Here is an 18,543-nt window from a genome sequence, read left to right on the forward strand (position 1 = left end):
CGCAGCGCTAGACTTGAATAAGCGACAGGGTGCAGCCGGGTGCGATGAACAGCCTCAACCCGTACCGTGAGGTGGCGACGGCCGGCCGTTGGACCCAGCAGAACAGCAAGCTGGTGAAGGTCACCCTCGGGGCGGGTGCGGGAGCCGGCTCCGGCTCGTCCGCGACCTCACCGCCGTAGCTGCGGATGAGCTCCGCCAGCCCGCCCTTGAAACCCTGGCCGACCGCCGCGACCCGCCAGACGCCCTTGCGGTAGACGTCGCCGATCATGACCGCGCGCTCGTCGGAGAAGTCGGCGCCGGTGAAGGCGTAGCGGAGCACCTCGGTACCGCCGGCCACGATCCGGAAGTACCCGGAGGCGATCTGTGCCGCGCTGCCCGCACCGTCGAGCGCGGCGCAGAACGACAGCTTGTGCACCGAGTCTGGCACCTTGTCCAGCGTCAACCGGAACGACTGGGTGTCACCGGCCTGCGTGCCGAGCAGCTGGATGGACGACTCGGGTGACTGCGGCTGGTTGAAGAAGACGAAGTACCGGTCGTCGGAGAGCCGGCCGGCGCCATCCAGGCCGAAGCAGGAGACGTCCCAGTCGCCCGGCGCCGTGATCTGGATCCCGATGTACAGATCGGTGCCAGCGGTGATCGCCGACAGCGGGGACTTCTGCCCTCGACTGAACTGCGTTGCCACCGCTCTCCCCTCCGTCGGTGCGTCGCCGCGGGAGCGGACCCACGCCGGAGTCCCACCGAACCCCACGGACCGGATGTCCGGAAAACTAGCAGCCCGGCCCGCATCTGACAGGACGTGGATCCTACCGAGCACCTGTCGGACCTCGGACATCACGATCCGCGCCGCCCCGTCTCCCCTCGCCGTCGGCGCGGCGGTGGCGTTGACTGGATGCCATGCGCTACGTGGAAGCCGTCTCCACTACCAAGAAGATCTCCAGAATCGGCCTGGGGACCTGGCAGTTCGGCTCGCGGGAATGGGGCTACGGGCCGTCCTACGCGGGCACGGACGCCGCGCTGATCGTCCGCCGTGCCCTCGAGCTCGGTGTCACCCTGTTCGACACGGCCGAGATGTACGCGTTCGGCCGCAGTGAGCGCATTCTCGGTGCGGCGCTCGCCGACGCGCCGGTGCCCACCGAGGCCGCGTTCATCGCCACCAAGATCTTCCCGGTGCTGCCGCTGGCACCGGTCGTCGAGCAGCGCGCCGTCGCCAGCGCGAACCGGCTCGGCGTGCGGACCATCGACCTCTACCAGGTCCACCAGCCCAATCCACTCGTCCGGGACGGCACCACGATGCGCGGGATGGCCTCACTGCGCCGGGTCGGCCTCGTCGACGAGGTCGGGGTGAGCAACTACTCACTGGACCGCTGGCGCGCCGCCGAGGAGGCACTCGGCGGCCGGGTGCTGTCCAACCAGGTCCAGTACAGCCTGATCCGCCGCCAGGCCGACCGCGACCTCATCCCGTTCGCACGGCGGGAGGGCCGTCTGATCATCGCCTACAGCCCGCTGGCGCAGGGTCTGCTGTCGGGGCGCTACGACGTGACGACACGCCCGCGCGGGGCGGTGCGGGCCACGAACCCGCTGTTCCTCACCGAGAACCTCGCCCGGCTCACCCCGCTGCTCGACGTGCTGCGCGACGTCGGGTCCGCGCACGACGCGACGCCCGCCCAGATCGCCCTCGCCTGGGCGGTGCACCACCCACAGGTCGTCGCGATCCCGGGTGCGTCGAGTGTCGCGCAGATGGAGAGCAACGCCGCGGCCGCCGACATCATTCTCACCGACGCCGAGTACGACGCGCTGACCACCGCGGCGGACAGCTTCGCCCCGCTGACCGGCCCGTCCTCCTGGGCCGCACTGGCGGCGGAACGGGTCGGCCGCTCCTGACCTCGGTCCCCGAGAGATGTCAGCGGCAAGAAGCCCAGCGGTGCCGCCCGGCCGGGCGGCACCGCTGGGCTTCGTCCCTCGTATCAGTCCCGGGTGAGAAAACCGCGTCCATCGTCCCCGGCGGGTCCCGTGTTCGGTTCCGGACACGGTAATCCCCGAGCACCGGGGCTGGTTCCGGGTCAGAAGGTGGTGCGGTCCTCGAGGTCTCCCGCGTCGTGGCCGGCTTCGCCGGAGAGGATGTGGAAGGGCGGGCAGACGCCGGTGGAGTGGTGGGCCGCGGCTTCCAGAGCCTTGCGGACCCGCTCCTCGGGCTCCTCGCCGACCGTGCTGTGCAGTGAGCCGCGGGCGTACTCCTCACCGCAGCCGGCCGCGTCGTAGTTGTCGACGGTGCGGCCGATCTGGTAGTCGGAGTCGATCCGGTACAGCTGCCCCCGGATGCCGACCAGGAACTGCCCGCCGGACTCGTTGCCGGCGTCGTTGCGGGCGAAGCCGCCGTCGCGCAGGCAGTCGCGGACGACCGAGACGAACTCGGTGGCCATGAAGCGGTCGAGATCCCAGGTGTGCGGGACGGGCGGGACGAGGCTGTACCGCAGCAGCTGGCCCATGCGGAACGAGTCCGTGAAGCCCATGATGAACTCGCCGTTGCGAAACACCTTCGTATCCGCACGGACCGTGATCGACCAGCCGGCGACGCCAGCGCTGTCTCCCCCGATCACGACCCGGCCGTCGTGCTCCACACCGACGATGCAGGTCACGGTTCAGATGCTATCGGGTGGTTCGGAGGCCCGGACGGCGCCCGCCGCCGCATCCTCCGCTGGGCGTACGGAACCCGTCCGATGACGGTTTTCGCGGCCGGGACGCAGCCGGCCCGACGATCACCGGACGGTTACCGGGCGATCGCCCTGCGATCAGCGGGCGGCGGCGACGCCGGGCAGGATCACCCGGTGGGAGCCGGTGTAGAGGTTCATCGACGAGCCCCGGACGAAGCCGGCGAGGGTCATCCCGCTCTCCTCGGCGAGGTCGACCGCGAGCGCGGACGGCGCCGACACCGCGGCGAGCACGGGGATCCCGGCGAGCAGCGCCTTCTGCACCAGTTCGAAGGACGCGCGCCCGCTGACCAGCAGCACGTGGCCGCGCAGCGGCACCATCCCCGCCCGCGCGGCCCACCCGACGACCTTGTCGACCGCGTTGTGCCGGCCGACGTCCTCACGGACAGCCAGGACGCCGCCGTCGGGGTCGGCGAGCGCCGCCGCGTGCAGGCCACCGGTGGTGGCGAACAGGCGCTGGGCGCGGCGCAGCCGCCCGGGCAGGTCGGCGAGCACCTCGGCAGTGATCCGCAGCGGGTCGTCGCGGATGTCGTAGCGCCCGCGCAGCCGCACCGCGTCGATGCTGGCGCGGCCGCACACGCCGCACGAGCTGGTGGTGTAGAAGTTGCGGCGCAGGTCGACGTCGGGCTCGGGCACCCCCGCGGCGAGCGTCACGTCGAGCACGTTGTAGGTGAGCCGGCCCTCCTCGTCGACGGAGCCCTCGGGGCCGGCGCAGTAGCGCATGCCCGCGATGTCGGCGGCGGTGCAGATCAGGCCCTCGCCGAGCAGGAAGCCGACCGCGAGATCCATGTCGTCGCCCGGGGTCCGCATCGTGACGGCCAGGGGCTGGCCGCCGACGCGGATCTCCAGCGGTTCCTCCCCGACCACCGTGTCCGGCCGCAGGACCGGCTCCGCGCCCAGAGTCACCCGCATGACCCGACGTCGCGTGCTTGCTCGCCCCATAGGGTCACCGTCCCCCAGGTGGGTCGCGAAATCCATCATGTCGAGCCTTCGACGCGGTCGTTCCGCGCCGGTCGCTCGGGTATATCAGGACGAATGGCAGGAAAGCGCCCGGCGGGGCCTGACCAGCCGACCCACCCGCCGGTGGACCAGCCGACCGACCAGCCGAGCCGTCGGCGCGCCGGGATGCGGAGACGCGGTGTCTGGTCGCTGACGCATCGACCCTGGACAGCGTCCACCTGCTAGAGCTATGTGAAAGCCACGGACTCGACGACGAGGGGACGAAAACGCCATGGGTATGAAGCGCTTCATGTCACGGCTCGGAGTGGGCGCCGCCGAGGTGGAGACGGTGCTGGACCGCCCGGAGACCCTGCCGGGCGCGGTGGTGACCGGCCAGACCACGATCACCGGTGGGAAGGTCGACCAGGAGATCGAGAAGATCCTGGTCGCGCTGGAGGCGACGGTCGAGGTCGAGACGGAGGACTCCACCTGGTACGAGCAGGTGACCTTCGGGTCCCAGCAGATCGGCGGCGGCTTCGTGATCCGCGCCGGTGAGCAGCAGTCCGGCCGCTTCGAGCTGGCGGTGCCGTGGCAGACGCCGATCACCGATGTCGGCGGCTGGCACCTGCACGGCATGAAGATCGGTGTGCGCACGACGCTGTCGATCCCCGGCGCGCTGGACCCGGGCGATCTCGACCCGGTGAACGTGCACCCGCTGCCCGTGCAGGAGGCGGTTCTCGCCGCGCTCGGCGACCTGGGTTTCCAGTTCCGGTCGGCGGACGTCGAGAAGGGCCGGCTGCACGGCTCGGAGCTGCCCTTCTATCAGGAGATCGAGCTGGCGCCCTCCGGTGAGTACGCCCGCCGGATCAAGGAGCTGGAGGTCACCTTCCTGGTGGACGGCGCCGGCATGGACATCGTCCTCGAGGCGGACCGCCGCGGTGGGCTGCTCCACTCCGGCGGCGACCAGCTCAGCCGGTTCCGGGTGGGCCACCACGACACCGACCGCCGGGCCCTCGCCGGGGCGCTGCACGAGCAGCTGCAGGCCCTCGGCGCCCGCCGCGGCTGGTTCTGAGGCGTCCCGGCGCCCGTACCCCGCGCCCGGCCCACCCCGACCCGGCCCGGCCCGGACGGCGACCTCCGTCAGCCGGCGCCGCCGGGCACGGGGTGGCGGATGACCACGTCGCCGCTCCCGGTCCTGGCCCGCAGATGACGGGCCGCCGCCGGGTCGGTGGGCACTCCGATCCGGGAGCTGCCCGAGCCGGTGTGGACGTCCGTCGCGTACGGCGCGCCGCCGGCCGGCAGAACGATCTCCACGTTCCCCGACCCGGTGCGGACGGCGACGCCCTCGGGGGCCTGGTCGAGCTCGACCCGCACGTCGCCGGAGCCGGTGGACGCCTCGATCCGACCGGCGGTGACACGCCGGGCATGGACGTCACCGGACCCGGTGGACACCGTGAGGGCGGTTCGGGCTCCGTCGACCCGTACCGAGCCGGAGCCGGTGTGCAGCGTCGCGGCGGCGGCGAGGCCCGTCGCCGTGATCGTGCCGGAGCCCGTCCGGGCGGACACCGGGATGCCCGGCGGCACCCGCAGGTCGAGCGACCCCCGACAGGACCAGAGCGAGAAGTCGCAGGACGTGTTGACGAACAGGACTCCGCCCCGGACCACGCTCGACAGCCGTGGGACCGTGACGGACCCGGAGAGCCGACCCTCGACGGTCACCGCGCCGCCGGGGGTGCCGGTGAGCCGGATCCCGCCGGAGCCCGTCTGCACCTGGATCCGTTCGACGCCGGCGGTGACGCTGTACCGCTCGACCTGCTGCACGGTGCCGGACGTCCAGTCGACGAGCTGCAGGCCGGCCAGCCCCGTCGCGGCGGCGGCGAGCACCGCGCCGGCGGCGAGCGCGGCGATCCGGCCCCGGCCGTGCCTCGCCCTCATCGTCGTCCCTCCGCTCATCTGCCTGCTCCGGTCATCTGCCCGCTCCGGTCATCTGCCCACTCCGGGCGTCGCCCACGGCAGCTCCATCCGCAGCGTGGTCCCGCCGCCAGGCGGGCTGACGAGGACGATGTCGCCGTCGACGGCGCGGGCGCGGTCGCGCAGGCCGGCGATGCCCGTCCCGGCGTCCTCGCGGGCGCCGCCGCGGCCGTCGTCGGCGACCTCCACCGCCAGCCGGTCGCCGGCGGGGCGCACCCCGACCCGGACCTGGGTGGCCTGTGCGTGGTGCGCGACGTTGGTCAGCGCCTCGGCGACGAAGAAGTACGCGACGGACTCGGTGGCGATGTCCAGCCGCCGGCCGATCTCGATGTCGAGCGTGACCGGCACCGGGGAGCGGGCGGCGAGACCGGACAGCGCCGCGTCGAGGCCGCGGTCGGTGAGCACTGATGGATGGATCCCGCGGGCCAGGTCACGCAGCTCGACCAGCGCCCGCTTGGCCTCGGTGTGTGCCTCGGCGACCAGGCCGCGGGCACCCTCCGGATCGTCGGTGAACCGCTCCTGGGCTCGCCCCAGGGTCATCGCGACCGAGACCAGGCGGGCCTGCGCGCCGTCATGCAGGTCGCGTTCGATGCGCCGGCGTTCGGCGGTGGCCGCGGCGACCATGCCGGCGCGGCTCGCCTCCAGGTCGTCCACCCGGGCCTGCAGGTCGGGCTCGACCGACGGGGACAGCACCAGCCGGGCGACCGCGAAGTGGGCCACGGCCACTCCACGGGCGACCCACGGGGCCGCGAGCAGGGCGACGATCCCGATCACCAGGTGGAGCGCCAGCGACCCCGGGTAGCCGAGGTCCAGGCCGAGGAAGCGGCCGGAGTCGGCCAGCCCGTGCCCGTACAGCGGGAACAGCGTGAACGACAGGCCGGCGCCCCAGACCACGAACACCAGCCAGGCCCCGAGCCACCCGAACAGCGGCAGCACCACCAGTGCGTACAGCACCTCCAGCCAGGCCGCCGGGCTGGTCAGCCGCAGCACGGCCCGGCCGAGTCGGCCGGGCACGAGGTCCGGGGGTGTCCCGGGGGGCACCGATCCCGCCCGCGGGCGCAGCCACAGCCGCCAGCCCAGCACCGCCGTGAACCGCCAGGCGTCGACCAGGGCGCTGGTCCGGGCGGCCACCAGGCAGAACCACAGCAGCGGCAGGCCGAACAGGGCCACGAAGAGCAACGGCACTCCGACGACCAGGCTGACCAGCACCACGACGAACGCCACCGTCGCGACCACCGCGGTCTGGGCAACGAAGATCGTCGCCATCCACGTCTGCGGCCCGTAGGCCGATCGGGCCAGGCGCCGGACCACTCCAGGGACCCGCACCCCGCCTCACCTCCCGCCGCGTCCGCCACCGGTCGGGCATCCCGCGCCCGGCCGGCGTGTCGTACGGCCCATGACCGGCCGTTGACGCGACGGTAAATCACGCGGACCGGGCGCCACGACCGAGCTGGCTGGTCGGTTTGCCCTGGGGCTAGCCATACCTCGGCGCCCCGCAGGACGCCGGCCGGGCGGATCAACGGCAGCGGAGGAGGATCAGCAGCAGGTCAGAGACGGCGGATCAGAGACGGCGGGAGCGGATCAGAGACGGCGGGAGAAGTGGAAGGCCGGGATCGTGAAGCCGCTGCGCAGCAGGAGCCGGTGGGCGTCGTGCAGATGGGTGCCGGAGTCGAGGTGGATCTGGGCGCAGCCCAGGCGCCGGGCCTCGCGTTCGAGCCAGGCCAGCAGCCGGGTGGCGTGCCCCCGGCCGCGCATGTTCGGCATCGTGGTGAGGTCGTCCACGAGCAGGTAGCGGCCGTAGGCGAGCGAGCTGTTCTCGCGGAACCCGATGGCCGCCACCACCCGGCCCGACTCCGCGTCCCACGACCCGACCAGGCGGTACCCCTGCGGCCGCTGGACCTCGTTCACCAGCCGCACGAATCCGGCCGAGGTCAGGTGTGGCCGCAGCTGTCGCATGGGATCGAACGCGAGCCAGGTACGTTCGGCCTCCAGCTCCTCTATCTTCACATTACGCTACGCTACAGCTCCATCGCGTGATGTGTGGACGGCGCCCCTGCTGCGTGGACGGCACCCCTCCTGTCCGACTCAGGCCGTCATACGGCCTCACCGAGGCTTTCCGCCGCCACGGCTCCGGTCAGGCGGGCGGCGACGAACCCGGCCACCCCGCGGACGAAGGCCAGCCGGTTCGCCCGCTCCGCGACCTCGTGGCCCTCCCCCTCGAACAGCAGGTACTCGCACGGCACCCCGCGGGCCCGCGCGGCCGCGACGGTCTGCTCGGCCTCGAACAGCGGGACATTGGTGTCGTTGGCCCCGTGCACGACCATCAGCGGGGCGGCGAGCGCGTCCATCCGGTGCAGCGGTGACAGTGCCCGCAGCAGCTCCCGGTCCGTCACCGGGTCGCCGTACTTGACGACCGCCGGCGCCCCGATCCACGGCTCGGTGTGCTGGTAGAAGGTCTCCAGGTCGGCCATGCCGCAGATGTCCACCCCGACCGCGAACAGGTCGGGGAAGGTGACGAGCGCCGCCAGCGTCAGGTACCCGCCGTAGGAACGGCCGGCCACGCCGATGCGGCCCGGCGCGGCCAGGCCCTCGTCGACCAGGTGGCGGACGGCGCTGGCGGCGTCGGTGATGCCGGCGAACCGGTGCTCACCGTGGTCCGCCTCCTCGAACGACCGGCCGAACCCGGTCGAGCCGCGCACGTTCGGAGCGAACACCGCGATGCCCTGCGCGAGCAGCGCGTGGAACAGCGGGTTCAGGACAGGGCGCTCCTGGGCCTCCGGGCCGCCGTGGAAGTACACGAGCGTCGGCAGCGGGCCCGGGCCGGCCGGCGGGCGGTACCACCAGCCGCTCAGCTCCAGCCCGTCGTGGGCGGGGAACCGCAGGCCGACCGGACGGACGAGCCGGTAGCCCACCGGCTGCGCCGGCGGCCCCGCGGGGCCGTGGTCGCCAGCGGCGCCGACGACCGCCAGGTCCACGACCGCCAGGTCCACGACCGCGCGGTCCACGGCCGCGAGGTCCACGGTCGGGTAGGCGGTGGGGGTGTGGGAGACCAGACATCGGTAGGCCGGCTCGCCGTCGGCCCGGGCGCCGGCCAGGTCGAAGGTCCACACCTCGCCGAGGGCCGTCAGGCCGGCGAGGGCCAGCATCAGGGTCGCGCCGTCGGCCACGCTCAGCAGGCCGGTGACCACCTCCCGCGGTGGCGGCGGCAGCGGCCGGGAGGCGCCCGTGGCGAGATCGCACAGCGCGAGCTCGCTGCGGCCGCCGGCGTTCCAGCTCAGCACGGCGGTGGCCGGGTCGACCAGGACGAGTCGTTCCAGATCGGCGTCGTCGCGCCCGGCCAGCAGCCGGGCGGGGCCGGGGGTGGCGTCCGCGTCGAGCGGAACCTCCAGCAGCCCGGGGCGCTCCCGGCCGAGATCGCAGGCGATCAGCACCCGGGAGCCGTCCGCGAGAAAGGTGCCGGCGAGCGCCGTCACCGTGCCGCCGGGCACCGCGGATCCGGCCGCCACCGCGTCGGCCGGCAGGACGTCCACCGGCTGGACGTCCACCGGCGGCACGTCGACCGGCTGGACGTCGATCTGCGTCACCAGGGCCCGGCGGGCCCCGCGGGGGCCCTCGCGCAGCAGCAGGCGCCACCGGCCGGCCGCCTCGTGCACGGCGCAGACCTGCAGGGCAAGACCGGCGGCGAGATGGCGGCGGCGCCCGGACAGGTCGACGGCGAGCGCGTGGGTCAGGCCGCTTCGGCCCGCCTCGGTGACCAGGAGCGCCGTACCGCCCGCGAGCCAGCGGACGGCCGTGGCCGCGACCGGGTCGGCCGGGTCCAGCCCTCCGGGCCGGGCGGCGCCGGCGCCGGCCAGCGTACGCAGCTCGGTGCCGTCCGGCCGGAGCACCCGGACCTCGGTGCGCTCCCCACCACCGGGCGCCACCACGACCGCGATCCAGGCACCGTCCGGCGACCACATCACCGACCGCACCTGGCCGGGGCCGGTGTCGACCACCCACTCGCCGCCGTCGGCCCCGCGGATCCACAGCGCCGGCGGGCCGGTGCGGTCACCGACGAACGCGAGGGTGCCGCCCGGCCCGGGTGAGGGGCAGCGCACGCTCGGCGGCGCCGCCCACTCGTCGACCAGGTCCCGCGTGCCGGCCCCGCCTCGCGGGACCGGCAGATCCGGAAACGGCACGTCCGGAAACGGCACGTCCGGGAACAGCGCGTTCGGGAACGGCACGTCCACCGCGAGGCTCTCCGGCCCCGGTGCGGTGGCCTGCAACGGAATGCCGGTGGAGACCGGGTCGGCCGGACGGAGCATTTACACCCCCTGTGTCTGCAACCACATCTCCAGCAGAGCTGCCTGCCAGAGCGCGTTCGCTCCCAACGTCGTGCGGTTCGAGTTCGGCTCGGCGAGCATCGAGTCGACCCAGTCCTTGCGGAACAGCCCGCGGGCCCGCGCCGCCGGGTCGGTCAGCGCGTCCGCGACCCGGCGCAGGAAGGGCCCGTCGAGATGACGGATGGCCGGGACCGGGAAGTATCCCTTCGGACGGTCGATGACGTCCACCGGCATCAGCGGACGGCTGAGATCCTTGAGGACGCCCTTGCCGCCCGAGGCGAGCTTGAACTCGGGCGGGCACGCCGCGGCCAGTTCGACCAGCTCGTGGTCGAGGAACGGGGTGCGGGCCTCCAGGCCGGCCGCCATGGTCATGTTGTCGACCCGCTTCACCGGGTCGTCGACGAGCATGACGGTGGAGTCGATGCGCAGGGCCGCGTCGACGGAGGTCGTGGCGCCGGGCTCGGCGAACCGCTCCGCGACGAAGTGGCGGCTGGCGTCGGCCTCGATGAGGTGGTGCGCCTCGACCATCCCGGGCAGGTCGCTGTGCGGGCGGTCGGCGAACACCCGCAGGTAGGCGTCGACGGCGTCGGCCCGCCCGACGCTGGCGAGCGGCGGGTACCAGGCGTACCCGGCGAAGACCTCGTCCGCCCCCTGCCCGGACTGCACGACCTTGACGTGCCGGGCGACCTCCTGGGAGAGCAGGTAGAACGCGACGCAGTCGTGGCTGACCATCGGCTCGCTCATCGCGGCGACCGCCGCGTCGATCGCGGGCAGCAGCCCGGCGCCGGGGACGCGGATCTGGTGGTGGTCGGTGCCGAAGCGGCGGGCGATGATGTCCGAGTAGTGGAACTCGTCGCCGGACTCGCCGCCGGCGGCCTCGAACCCGACGCTGAACGTCGCCAGGTCGCGCTGCCCGGCTTCGGCGAGCAGGGCGACGATGAGGCTGGAGTCGAGCCCGCCGGAGAGCAGCACCCCGACCGGGACGTCCGCGACCATGCGGCGCCGCACAGCGGTGCGCAGCCGCTCGCCGATCGCCTCCTGCCAGTCCTGCGCGGTCCAGTCGGCGTGCTCGGGCCGGCGGGTGAACTCCGGCCGCCAGTAGACCTCGTCGCGGGTGGTGCCGTCGGCCTCGATCACCCGGATGGTCGCTTGCGGCAGCTTGCGCACCCCGGCGAGGATGGTGTGCGGCGGCGGCACGACCGCGTGGAACGACAGGTAGTGGTGGAAGGCGACCAGGTCGATGTCGGAGGACACCTCGCCGCCGGCGAGCAGCGCCGGCAGGCTGGAGGCGAACCGCAGCCGGCGCGCGTCACGGGTCACGTAGAGGGGCTTGATGCCGAGGCGGTCGCGGGCGAGGACGAGGCGGCCGGTGTCACGCTCGTACACGGCGAAGGCGAACATGCCGGCGAAGTGGTCGACGCAGCGGGCGCCCCAGTGGTGGTACGCCTTGCCGATGACCTCGGTGTCGGAGGTCGAGAAGAAGCTGTAGCCGGCGTCGGCGAGCTGGTCCCGCAGCTCCTGGTAGTTGTAGATGCAGCCGTTGAACACCACGGTGAGCCCGAGTGCGGTGTCGACCATGGGCTGGGCGCCCCGCTCCGACAGGTCGATGATCCGCAGCCGCCGGTGCCCGAACGCGACCGGGCCGGACGACCAGGTTCCGACACCGTCCGGTCCGCGTGCGACCATCGCGGCGGTCATCCGCTCCACCGCGGCGACATCCGCCCCCCGGCCGTCGAACCTGAGTTCACCGCTCAGCCCGCACATGTTCCAGCTCCCGTCGATCGATCGGTCAGACGGTCGTTCTGCTCCTCCTCGGCGCGGCCCACCCGTGCGGGCCAGCAGAGACGGCGAAGGTCACGGTAGGACCCCGGAAACCGGACACGCCGGACGTACCGGACGTACGCAGCCGGTGACCGCGGCCTACCGCGCACCTACCTTCGACGGCCGAGGTTTCACCTCGATGACGCCGGTGTTGCAGTGCACGACAGCACTGCCGGCATCGCGGTGATCAGGAGCGGAGCAGCCAGGTGTCCTTGCACCCGCCGCCGCGCGACGAGTTGACGATCAGGCTGCCGGGTGGCGCCATCCGGCTGAGCGCGGCCGGCGCCACCACGGTCTCGCGGCCCGCGTAGACGAACGCCCGCAGGTCGACCGCGCACGGCAGGAACTCGCCGTCCACCCAGGTCGGATGGGTGGAGAGGGAGACGACCTCCTGGCCGACCCAGCCCCGCGGGTCGGCGGCGATCTGCTCCCGGGCCCGCGCCAGCTCCTCCGGCGTGGCAGCGGGCCCGATGAGCACCCCCGCGCCGCCGTAGCCGTCGACCGGCTTGACGACGAGCCGGTCAAGGTTGTCGATGACGTGGGCGCACTGCTCGTCGTCCCCGCAGACATAGGTCGGGACGTCGTCGAGCAGCGGCTGCTCACCGAGGTAGTAGGTGATCATCCGGGCGACGTAGGCGTACACCACCTTGTCGTCGGCGACCCCGTTGCCGAGCGCGTTGGCGAGCGCGAGCGACCCGGCCCGGACAGCGCGCAGCAGACCGGGCCCCAGCGGGGTCCCGTCGGCCCCGGGCAGGCCCATCAGCTCGTCCTCGTCGACCCGTCGGTACAGGACGTCGAGGCGCCGCCGCCCGCCGCCGGTGACCGCGTACAGGACGTCCCCGTCGACCAGGACATCCGCCGGGGTGAGCAGCGGGACGCCCATCTCCTCGGCGAGGAACGTGTGCTCGTAGTAGGCCGAGTCCTGCGGGCCGACGCTGAGGACCGCCACCGAGGGCTCGCCGCGCACCGCCGGCGGGGCCGCGGCGACCAGCGCCTCGTGCAGCAGGGACGGCACCGCGTCGACCCCGAGGATGGCACCCGGCGGGTTGAGTTCGGGCAGCGCCGCGCGGGTCAGCTGCCGGCTCTCGATCGCGTAGGCGACCCCGGACGGCACCCGCAGGTTGTCCTCCAGGACGAGCCAGCCGCCGTCACCGCCGCGGACGAGGTCGATGCCCGCCACGGTGACCCGGACGCCGCCGGACAGCGGGGAACCTTCCCGCGACAGCAGGCGGCCGGCGTGGCGCAGCCCGGGTGAGTCGTTGACCACCCAGGGCGGGATGACGCCGTCGGCGACCGCGGCCCGCTCGGAGTAGGTGTCGCGCAGGAACGCCTCCAGCGCGCGGACCCGCTGGGTGAGCCCGGCCTGCAGCCGCTCCCAGTCGCCGGCCGTGACGATCCGCGGCACCAGGTCGAACGGGAACGGGCGCTGCTGTGACTCGCCGGCCACCCGGAAGACCACGCCGCGGTCGATCTGCTCGGCTTCCATGGCCTCGCGGCGTTCCGCCAGCACAGCCGGCCCGAGGCGCTCCAGGGTGCGCGCGACACCACGGTAGGCGACCCGCACCTGTGCCTCTCCCCCGCACTGCCCGTCGCCACCGCCGCGCTCGCCGTCGCTCTGCGCGCCGGACTCGACAACCTCGACGACCTCGTCGAACCCGGTAGGGCGGTAGCCCCGGAACAGCGGCCGCGCCGACGCCGGGCGGGCCGCGGAGGGGACACCCGGCGGGTCCACCGACGGCGGCGGTGACTCGCGGGTCTCGGCGAGCAGCAGGTCGGCGACGTCGGTCAGCCGGCCGCGGCGGGCGAACGCCCGGCGCTGCCGGGAGGCCGCGCTGCCACGCCCGACGGCGGCCTCGGCGAGGTGGCGGACGAGCTCCCAGTCGCCGACGCGCTCCAGGTCCGGGCGGACCTCGGCGAGCAGCCGGTGCAGCAGCTCCTCCGCCGGCACGCTGCCGGTGCCCGAGGTGTCGACCAGGTCGCCCTCGATACCGGAGCGGGCGGCCCGCCAGGTGGCGGCGCGCAGCAGCTCCGCCCGGGGTGGCGGCGGCGGGGTGCCCGCGTGGATGGCGTCGATCGCGTGGCACACCAGCCCGCGGAACAGCCCGGCGATCAGGATCACGGTGTCGACGTCCGGGCAGGCGTCGCAGATCCGCAGCTCGACGGTGGGCAGGTGCGCCGAGGGACGGACGTCGAAGTACACCATCCCCGGGTCGCTGATCACGCCCGACTTGACCAGGTCCGCCACGAGCTGGTCGTACTCGGCCGCGGTGCTGAACGGGCCGGCCACGCCGGCGGTCGGCCAGCGCTGCCAGACGAGGGTGCGCATGCTGGCGTAGCCGCTGTCGGCACCGTTCCAGTACGGGGAGCTCGCCGAGAGCGCGAGCAGCATCGGCAGCCACGGGGCCACCCAGGAGGTGACCGCCATCGCCAGATCCCGGTCGGCGACGTCCACGTGCACCTGGGCGCCGCAGATCAGCTGCTCGTGTGCGAGGAGCTGGTACTCCTCCGCCATCTGGATGTACCGCGGGTCCCGCGAGACATCGTGCGGGTCCTCGGCGATGAGCGGGACGGTGCCCGCGCCCACCGGGCCCAGCCCGAGGGGCTCGGCGACGGCGGCGAGCCGCCGTCGCAGATCCACCAGATCGGCCCGCAGGTCGGAAAGATCCGTCCAGGGCCGGCTGTTGGTCTCGACCACGGACCGCAGGAGCTCCGGGGAGAACTGGTCGTCGGGAAGCCCGCGCAGTATCTCCTCGGCCCGAGGCGAGAGCCGCCGGGTCCGCAGATCGAGGATGTGAAACTCTTCTTCAACACCGACCGCCGCAATCCGCGCGTCGCTCATGAATACCTACACTAGGGCCGACGGGTTACAGGGATATGTCCTGGGCGTGTCACCGCTCGCCCTCGTCCGTACAATCATGGGCGGGATGTCAGGTGTTGTCGGGCACTCGCCGGAAATCCTCGACGCCGCGGCCACGCCACGGTCTCGCCTGTTCACATCGGCTCCGAACTGATCAGGCGCGGCCGGCCGCACATGGCGGTTTCCATGTGGGCCGGATCCGCGGACGGTCCCGCTGCTGCCCGGTCAGGGCGTGAGCGGACGACGCCTGCGTGCCGGCCACGGCGAAGCGCCGCCTCCGCCAGCAGGGCTCTTATTACCCACCGAGAAGGTGTTTAAACCATGACGAATCGCCCGGAGCGGCTGTGGATTTACTGCTCCCACGCCCGGACGGCGGGCCGGGGCGAGGCAACCGACCGACCACGGAACGAGAGCCAGCGCCACGATCCGTCACACGAACTCGGGCGAGAAAGCTCACAGCACGACCAATCGGGCCCGCCCCGGTGCCACTGACCGGAGTGCGCCGCGGCAGCACCCGAACACGACCCGGAAGCGTCTCCGGCACGTTTTCCGGCATCCCTCTGATTCCGGAAAACGGCCAGGACGGATACGGAAGGTAGATACCGGGAAAGAATCCGCAGGAAGGCAGCGGAGACCTGACGGATTCCGTCGACCGCCACCACTCTCCGACGCGCCGCCTGTCGGCTATGCCCCGTCCGGCGGCTCCCCGCTGCCGGCCTGTCCACCGGAGCCGACCGCGGACAGGTCACGGCGGAGCGCGGCGCCGGGCGGATCGCCGACGGGAGTCACCCGCAGCTTCGTGACCGGGAGGGCGGCGCGGATCTCGGCGGCGAGCAGGTTCCAGTCGGCCACCCTCGCGGACGTCGTCCGGAAGGCGAGGCCGATGCGCCGCCGCGGCGGCGGGTCACGGAAGGTGGCCGTCGCCAGGCCGCGCCCCTCCCCCACCTCGACGCCCACCGCCGCGGCCGGCACCAGTGTCAGACCCAGGCCGCCGGCGACCATCTGCACGATCGTGGAGAGGCTGGCGCCGCGCAGCGCGCTGCGCTCCCGGGCGCCGGCCTCACGGCAGACGTCCAGTGCCTGCGCGCGGAAGCAGTGCCCGTCCTCGAGCAGCAGCAACTCCTGGCCGCTGAGCGCGCCCACCGGCAGCCCGCTGCCGCCGGCCATCGGGTGGTCGGCGGGCGTGACCAGGACGAAGTCCTCGTCGTAGAGCGGCAACTCAACCACGCCCGGCTCGTCGTTCGGCAGGGCGAGAAGCGCGAGGTCCAGTGCGCCGCCGCGGAGCTCCTCCAGCAGCGCATGGGTCTGCGCCTCGCGCAGCCGCAGCCGCGCCTCCGGGCGCCGGGCGCGCAGCGACGGCAGCAGCCGGGGCAGGAGATAAGGAGCCACCGTGGGGATCACACCGAGGCGGATGTCGCCGGTCAGCGGCTCCCGCGCGCTCACCGCGAGCTGGGTGATGTCGTCCAGCGCGCCGAGCACGCCACGGGCACGACGCACGATCTCCTCGCCCAACGGGGTCAACAGCACACTACGGGTGGTCCGTTCGACGAGCTGGATGCCCAGGGTGCGCTCCAGCGCCGCCACGGCGCTGGACAGGGTGGGCTGACTGACGTGCAGCGAGGCCGCGGCCCGACCGAAGTGCCGGTGATCTGCGACACCCACCAGCGCCCGCAGCTGCGCGAGGGTGGGCTGAGGTTGAGCCATAGCCTCAAGCTATCAGACTGCCAGAATCTTTCGATTTCACTTCTCAGTCCGCTGTCGTAAGAGTGGAGCCGCGCCCCACCGCGGGGCGCTCTGAGAGGAGAAACTCCGGATGCTGACCGTCGGCGACGTCTTCCCCGCCTATGACCTGACCGGTGTCGTCACCACCAACCCCGACACCGCCTTCGTCCAGGAGACGTCCAGCAGCCGTCCCGGGCAGTGGCGGGTCGTGTTCTTCTGGCCGAAGGACTTCACCTTCGTGTGTCCCACCGAGATCGCCGCGTTCGGCCGGCTCAACAGCGAGTTCGCCGACCGCGACGCCCAGGTCCTGGGCGTCTCGACGGACAGCGAGTACGTCCACCTCGCGTGGCGGCAGAACCACGAGGACCTGCGGGACCTGCCCTTCCCGATGCTGTCGGACATCAAGCGCGAGCTGACCCAGGCCGCCGGCGTGCTCGGCGCCGACGGCGTGGCGCAGCGAGCCACCTTCATCATCGACCCGGACGGCGTCATCCAGTTCGTCATGGTCACCGCCGGCAGCGTCGGGCGGAACCCGGCCGAGGTGCTGCGTGTGCTCGACGCCCTGCAGACCGACGAGCTGTGCCCGTGCAACTGGCAGAAGGGCGAGGCCACCCTCGGCGGCGGCGCGGCCGCTCCGGTGGAGGTCGCGGCGTAATGGGAGTCGCCCGGGTGCGGGAGCAGCTTCCCGACTACGCCAAGGACATCCGGCTCAACCTCGGCTCGGTGACCTCGCAGTCGCAGCTGAACACCCAGCAGCTGTGGGGCACGGTGCTCGCCGCCGCGATCGCCAGCCGGGGCGCCACCGTGCGTGCCGAGCTGGAGGCCGAGGCACTGGAGCACCTCACCCCCGAGGCAGCCACGGCGGCACGGACCGCCGCGGCCCTCATGGCGATGAACAACGTGTACTACCGGACGCTGCACCTGCTGGAGGACAAGGAGTACTCCAGGCTGCGCGCCGGACTGCGGATGAACGCCATCGCCAACCCGGGAGTCGACAAGATCGACTTTGAGTTGTGGTCGCTGGCGGTCTCGGCGGTCAACGGGTGCGGGATGTGCCTGACCGCGCACGAGCACGAGCTGCGCGAGCGGGGGGTGTCCCGGGAGGTCATCCAGGACGCGATCCGCGTCGCCTCCGTCATACACGCGGCGGCGGTGACCATCGAGGCGCACGAACAGGTTCCGGCGACGGCCTGAGTCCCGGCCGGAGCCAGCTCCGGCACTCGCCCTCCAGGGCCCGGCACCGTGGCAGCCACTGCCACGTGCCGGGCCCTGCCGTGTCCCGTGGCCGGCCTGCCCAGCTGCCACAGCTGCGCCGGCGGGCGGCGGGCGGCGGGCGGCGGTACGACACATCAGGCGACGCGCCGGATGCGTGACTGCGACGCGCCGGACGCGTGATGGCAGTCGTCCGGCCACGGGAGCGACCCTGCGTGATCGCACGGTGCGGTGCCACCCGGCCCGACCGGGTACCGACCGGGCGCGCCCGCAGCCGCCCCACCACCGACGAGTCCGCTCAGCACGCGGATCGCCGGCCACACCGGGCGGCGGGCGGCACGACCGGGACCACGGACCGCGGATTCGATGTCGCCACTTTGAGTAACCATGACGCCGCATTGCGACTAGCCAGTTCCGGTTTACAGCGTGGTCTGATTCCTCGCACGCCAACCAAGCCGACCATCTGGTGCCAGAATGCATCTTCACAAGCACGCCAGGTAGTCGACCTGAGGTTTCGACCGCCGGGCGACGTGACGAGGCCCGGCGGGTGACCGCCGATCCGCCTGGTCGCCCGACCGGGCAGCCGGCCAACGCCGGGCGTGCACATCAACACCGCCGACGTACCGGTCACCGCAGGCCAACCGCGGCGGCGGCTTGAGAAACTGGGGGAGCACCGTCATGGCGTTACTGAATCCGGCCAACATCAGTGCGGTGCGCGGGGGACACACGTTGCGTGTGCCCCGGCGCGGCGGCGAGCCCGTGAGCGGCGCGCCCGCCGACGGGTCGGGCGCCGGTGCCGCGGGTCCACCACGCATCAACCCGCTGTCCGAGAACAAGGTCGGCCAGCAGGTCAGAGTGCCGAAGACCGCGGAACTCGTCGCAGCCCAGCTCCGCCGCCAGATCGTCCGCGGTGAACTCGTCGAAGGCGACGCCCTGCCCCCCGAAGCCGTCCTCATGGAACAGTTCGGCGTCTCCCGCCCCACCCTGCGCG

The 18,543-nt window shown here is 72.9% G+C and carries 14 protein-coding genes and 1 pseudogene; 5 read left to right on the forward strand and 10 right to left on the reverse strand.

Annotation, left to right across the window (positions count from 1 at the left end; all coding sequences use genetic code 11):
* Positions 1 to 127: 127 nt before the first annotated feature.
* Positions 128 to 682: pseudogene (locus AB1460_RS29705) on the reverse strand (TerD family protein); the annotation flags it as partial.
* 212 nt (positions 683 to 894) lie between these two features.
* On the opposite strand from AB1460_RS29705, the gene AB1460_RS29710 reads away from it, so the two are divergent.
* Positions 895 to 1,881, forward strand: a complete 987-nt coding sequence (locus AB1460_RS29710) for an aldo/keto reductase (protein WP_368965396.1) — start codon at positions 895 to 897, stop codon at positions 1,879 to 1,881.
* Between the two features lie 179 nt (positions 1,882 to 2,060).
* Here the strand turns inward: AB1460_RS29710 and AB1460_RS29715 are convergent, their stop codons facing one another.
* Positions 2,061 to 2,636, reverse strand: a complete 576-nt coding sequence (locus AB1460_RS29715) for a hypothetical protein (RefSeq protein WP_071081694.1) — start codon at positions 2,634 to 2,636, stop codon at positions 2,061 to 2,063.
* Between the two features lie 153 nt (positions 2,637 to 2,789).
* The gene (fdhD, locus tag AB1460_RS29720; RefSeq protein ID WP_368965407.1) at positions 2,790 to 3,650 is read right to left on the reverse strand and encodes a formate dehydrogenase accessory sulfurtransferase FdhD; all 861 of its coding nucleotides are present in this window, start codon (positions 3,648 to 3,650) and stop codon (positions 2,790 to 2,792) included.
* Between the two features lie 289 nt (positions 3,651 to 3,939).
* Between fdhD and AB1460_RS29725 the strand changes: the two genes are divergently transcribed.
* Positions 3,940 to 4,719 carry a sporulation protein gene (locus AB1460_RS29725; RefSeq protein WP_368965397.1) on the forward strand — a complete coding sequence of 260 codons (780 nt, stop codon included), beginning with the start codon at positions 3,940 to 3,942 and terminating at the stop codon, positions 4,717 to 4,719.
* Positions 4,720 to 4,787: 68 nt separating this feature from the next.
* On the opposite strand, the gene AB1460_RS29730 is transcribed toward AB1460_RS29725, so the two are convergent.
* The 7 genes from AB1460_RS29730 to AB1460_RS29760 form a co-directional block, all read right to left on the reverse strand.
* Entirely contained in the window at positions 4,788 to 5,582 is a 795-nt protein-coding gene (locus AB1460_RS29730) for a DUF4097 family beta strand repeat-containing protein (RefSeq protein ID WP_368965398.1), read from the reverse strand.
* A 48-nt stretch (positions 5,583 to 5,630) separates the two neighbouring features.
* A complete protein-coding gene (locus AB1460_RS29735) occupies positions 5,631 to 6,884 on the reverse strand; it encodes a sensor histidine kinase (RefSeq protein ID WP_368965399.1) in 1,254 nt (417 codons plus the stop codon).
* A gap of 315 nt (positions 6,885 to 7,199) precedes the next feature.
* Positions 7,200 to 7,625 carry a GNAT family N-acetyltransferase gene (locus tag AB1460_RS29740; RefSeq protein WP_071081697.1) on the reverse strand — a complete coding sequence of 142 codons (426 nt, stop codon included), beginning with the start codon at positions 7,623 to 7,625 and terminating at the stop codon, positions 7,200 to 7,202.
* Positions 7,626 to 7,711: 86 nt separating this feature from the next.
* A complete protein-coding gene (locus AB1460_RS29745) occupies positions 7,712 to 9,922 on the reverse strand; it encodes a prolyl oligopeptidase family serine peptidase (protein ID WP_368965400.1) in 2,211 nt (736 codons plus the stop codon).
* Positions 9,923 to 11,704, reverse strand: a complete 1,782-nt coding sequence (locus AB1460_RS29750; protein WP_368965401.1) for an N-acetylglutaminylglutamine amidotransferase — start codon at positions 11,702 to 11,704, stop codon at positions 9,923 to 9,925.
* Positions 11,705 to 11,948: 244 nt separating this feature from the next.
* Complete coding sequence (locus AB1460_RS29755; protein ID WP_368965402.1) at positions 11,949 to 14,600, reverse strand: glutamate--cysteine ligase; 2,652 nt, start codon at positions 14,598 to 14,600, stop codon at positions 11,949 to 11,951.
* Positions 14,601 to 15,302: 702 nt separating this feature from the next.
* Positions 15,303 to 16,322, reverse strand: coding sequence for a LysR substrate-binding domain-containing protein (locus tag AB1460_RS29760; RefSeq protein WP_368965403.1), 1,020 nt, complete (start codon positions 16,320 to 16,322; stop codon positions 15,303 to 15,305).
* Positions 16,323 to 16,431: 109 nt separating this feature from the next.
* On the opposite strand from AB1460_RS29760, the gene AB1460_RS29765 reads away from it, so the two are divergent.
* The 3 genes from AB1460_RS29765 to AB1460_RS29775 form a co-directional block, all read left to right on the forward strand.
* The gene (locus AB1460_RS29765) at positions 16,432 to 16,995 is read left to right on the forward strand and encodes a peroxiredoxin (protein ID WP_368965404.1); all 564 of its coding nucleotides are present in this window, start codon (positions 16,432 to 16,434) and stop codon (positions 16,993 to 16,995) included.
* Positions 16,995 to 17,534, forward strand: coding sequence for a carboxymuconolactone decarboxylase family protein (locus AB1460_RS29770; protein WP_368965405.1), 540 nt, complete (start codon positions 16,995 to 16,997; stop codon positions 17,532 to 17,534). Before AB1460_RS29765 ends, AB1460_RS29770 begins: the two co-directional genes overlap by 1 nt.
* A 696-nt stretch (positions 17,535 to 18,230) precedes the next feature.
* Positions 18,231 to 18,543 (forward strand): FadR/GntR family transcriptional regulator (locus AB1460_RS29775; protein WP_368965406.1); only part of this gene is annotated, 313 nt, incomplete at its 3' end.

It is taken from the genome of Parafrankia sp. FMc2, assembly GCF_041008525.1.
In the GTDB taxonomy this organism is placed as follows: Bacteria; Actinomycetota; Actinomycetes; order Frankiales; family Frankiaceae; genus Parafrankia.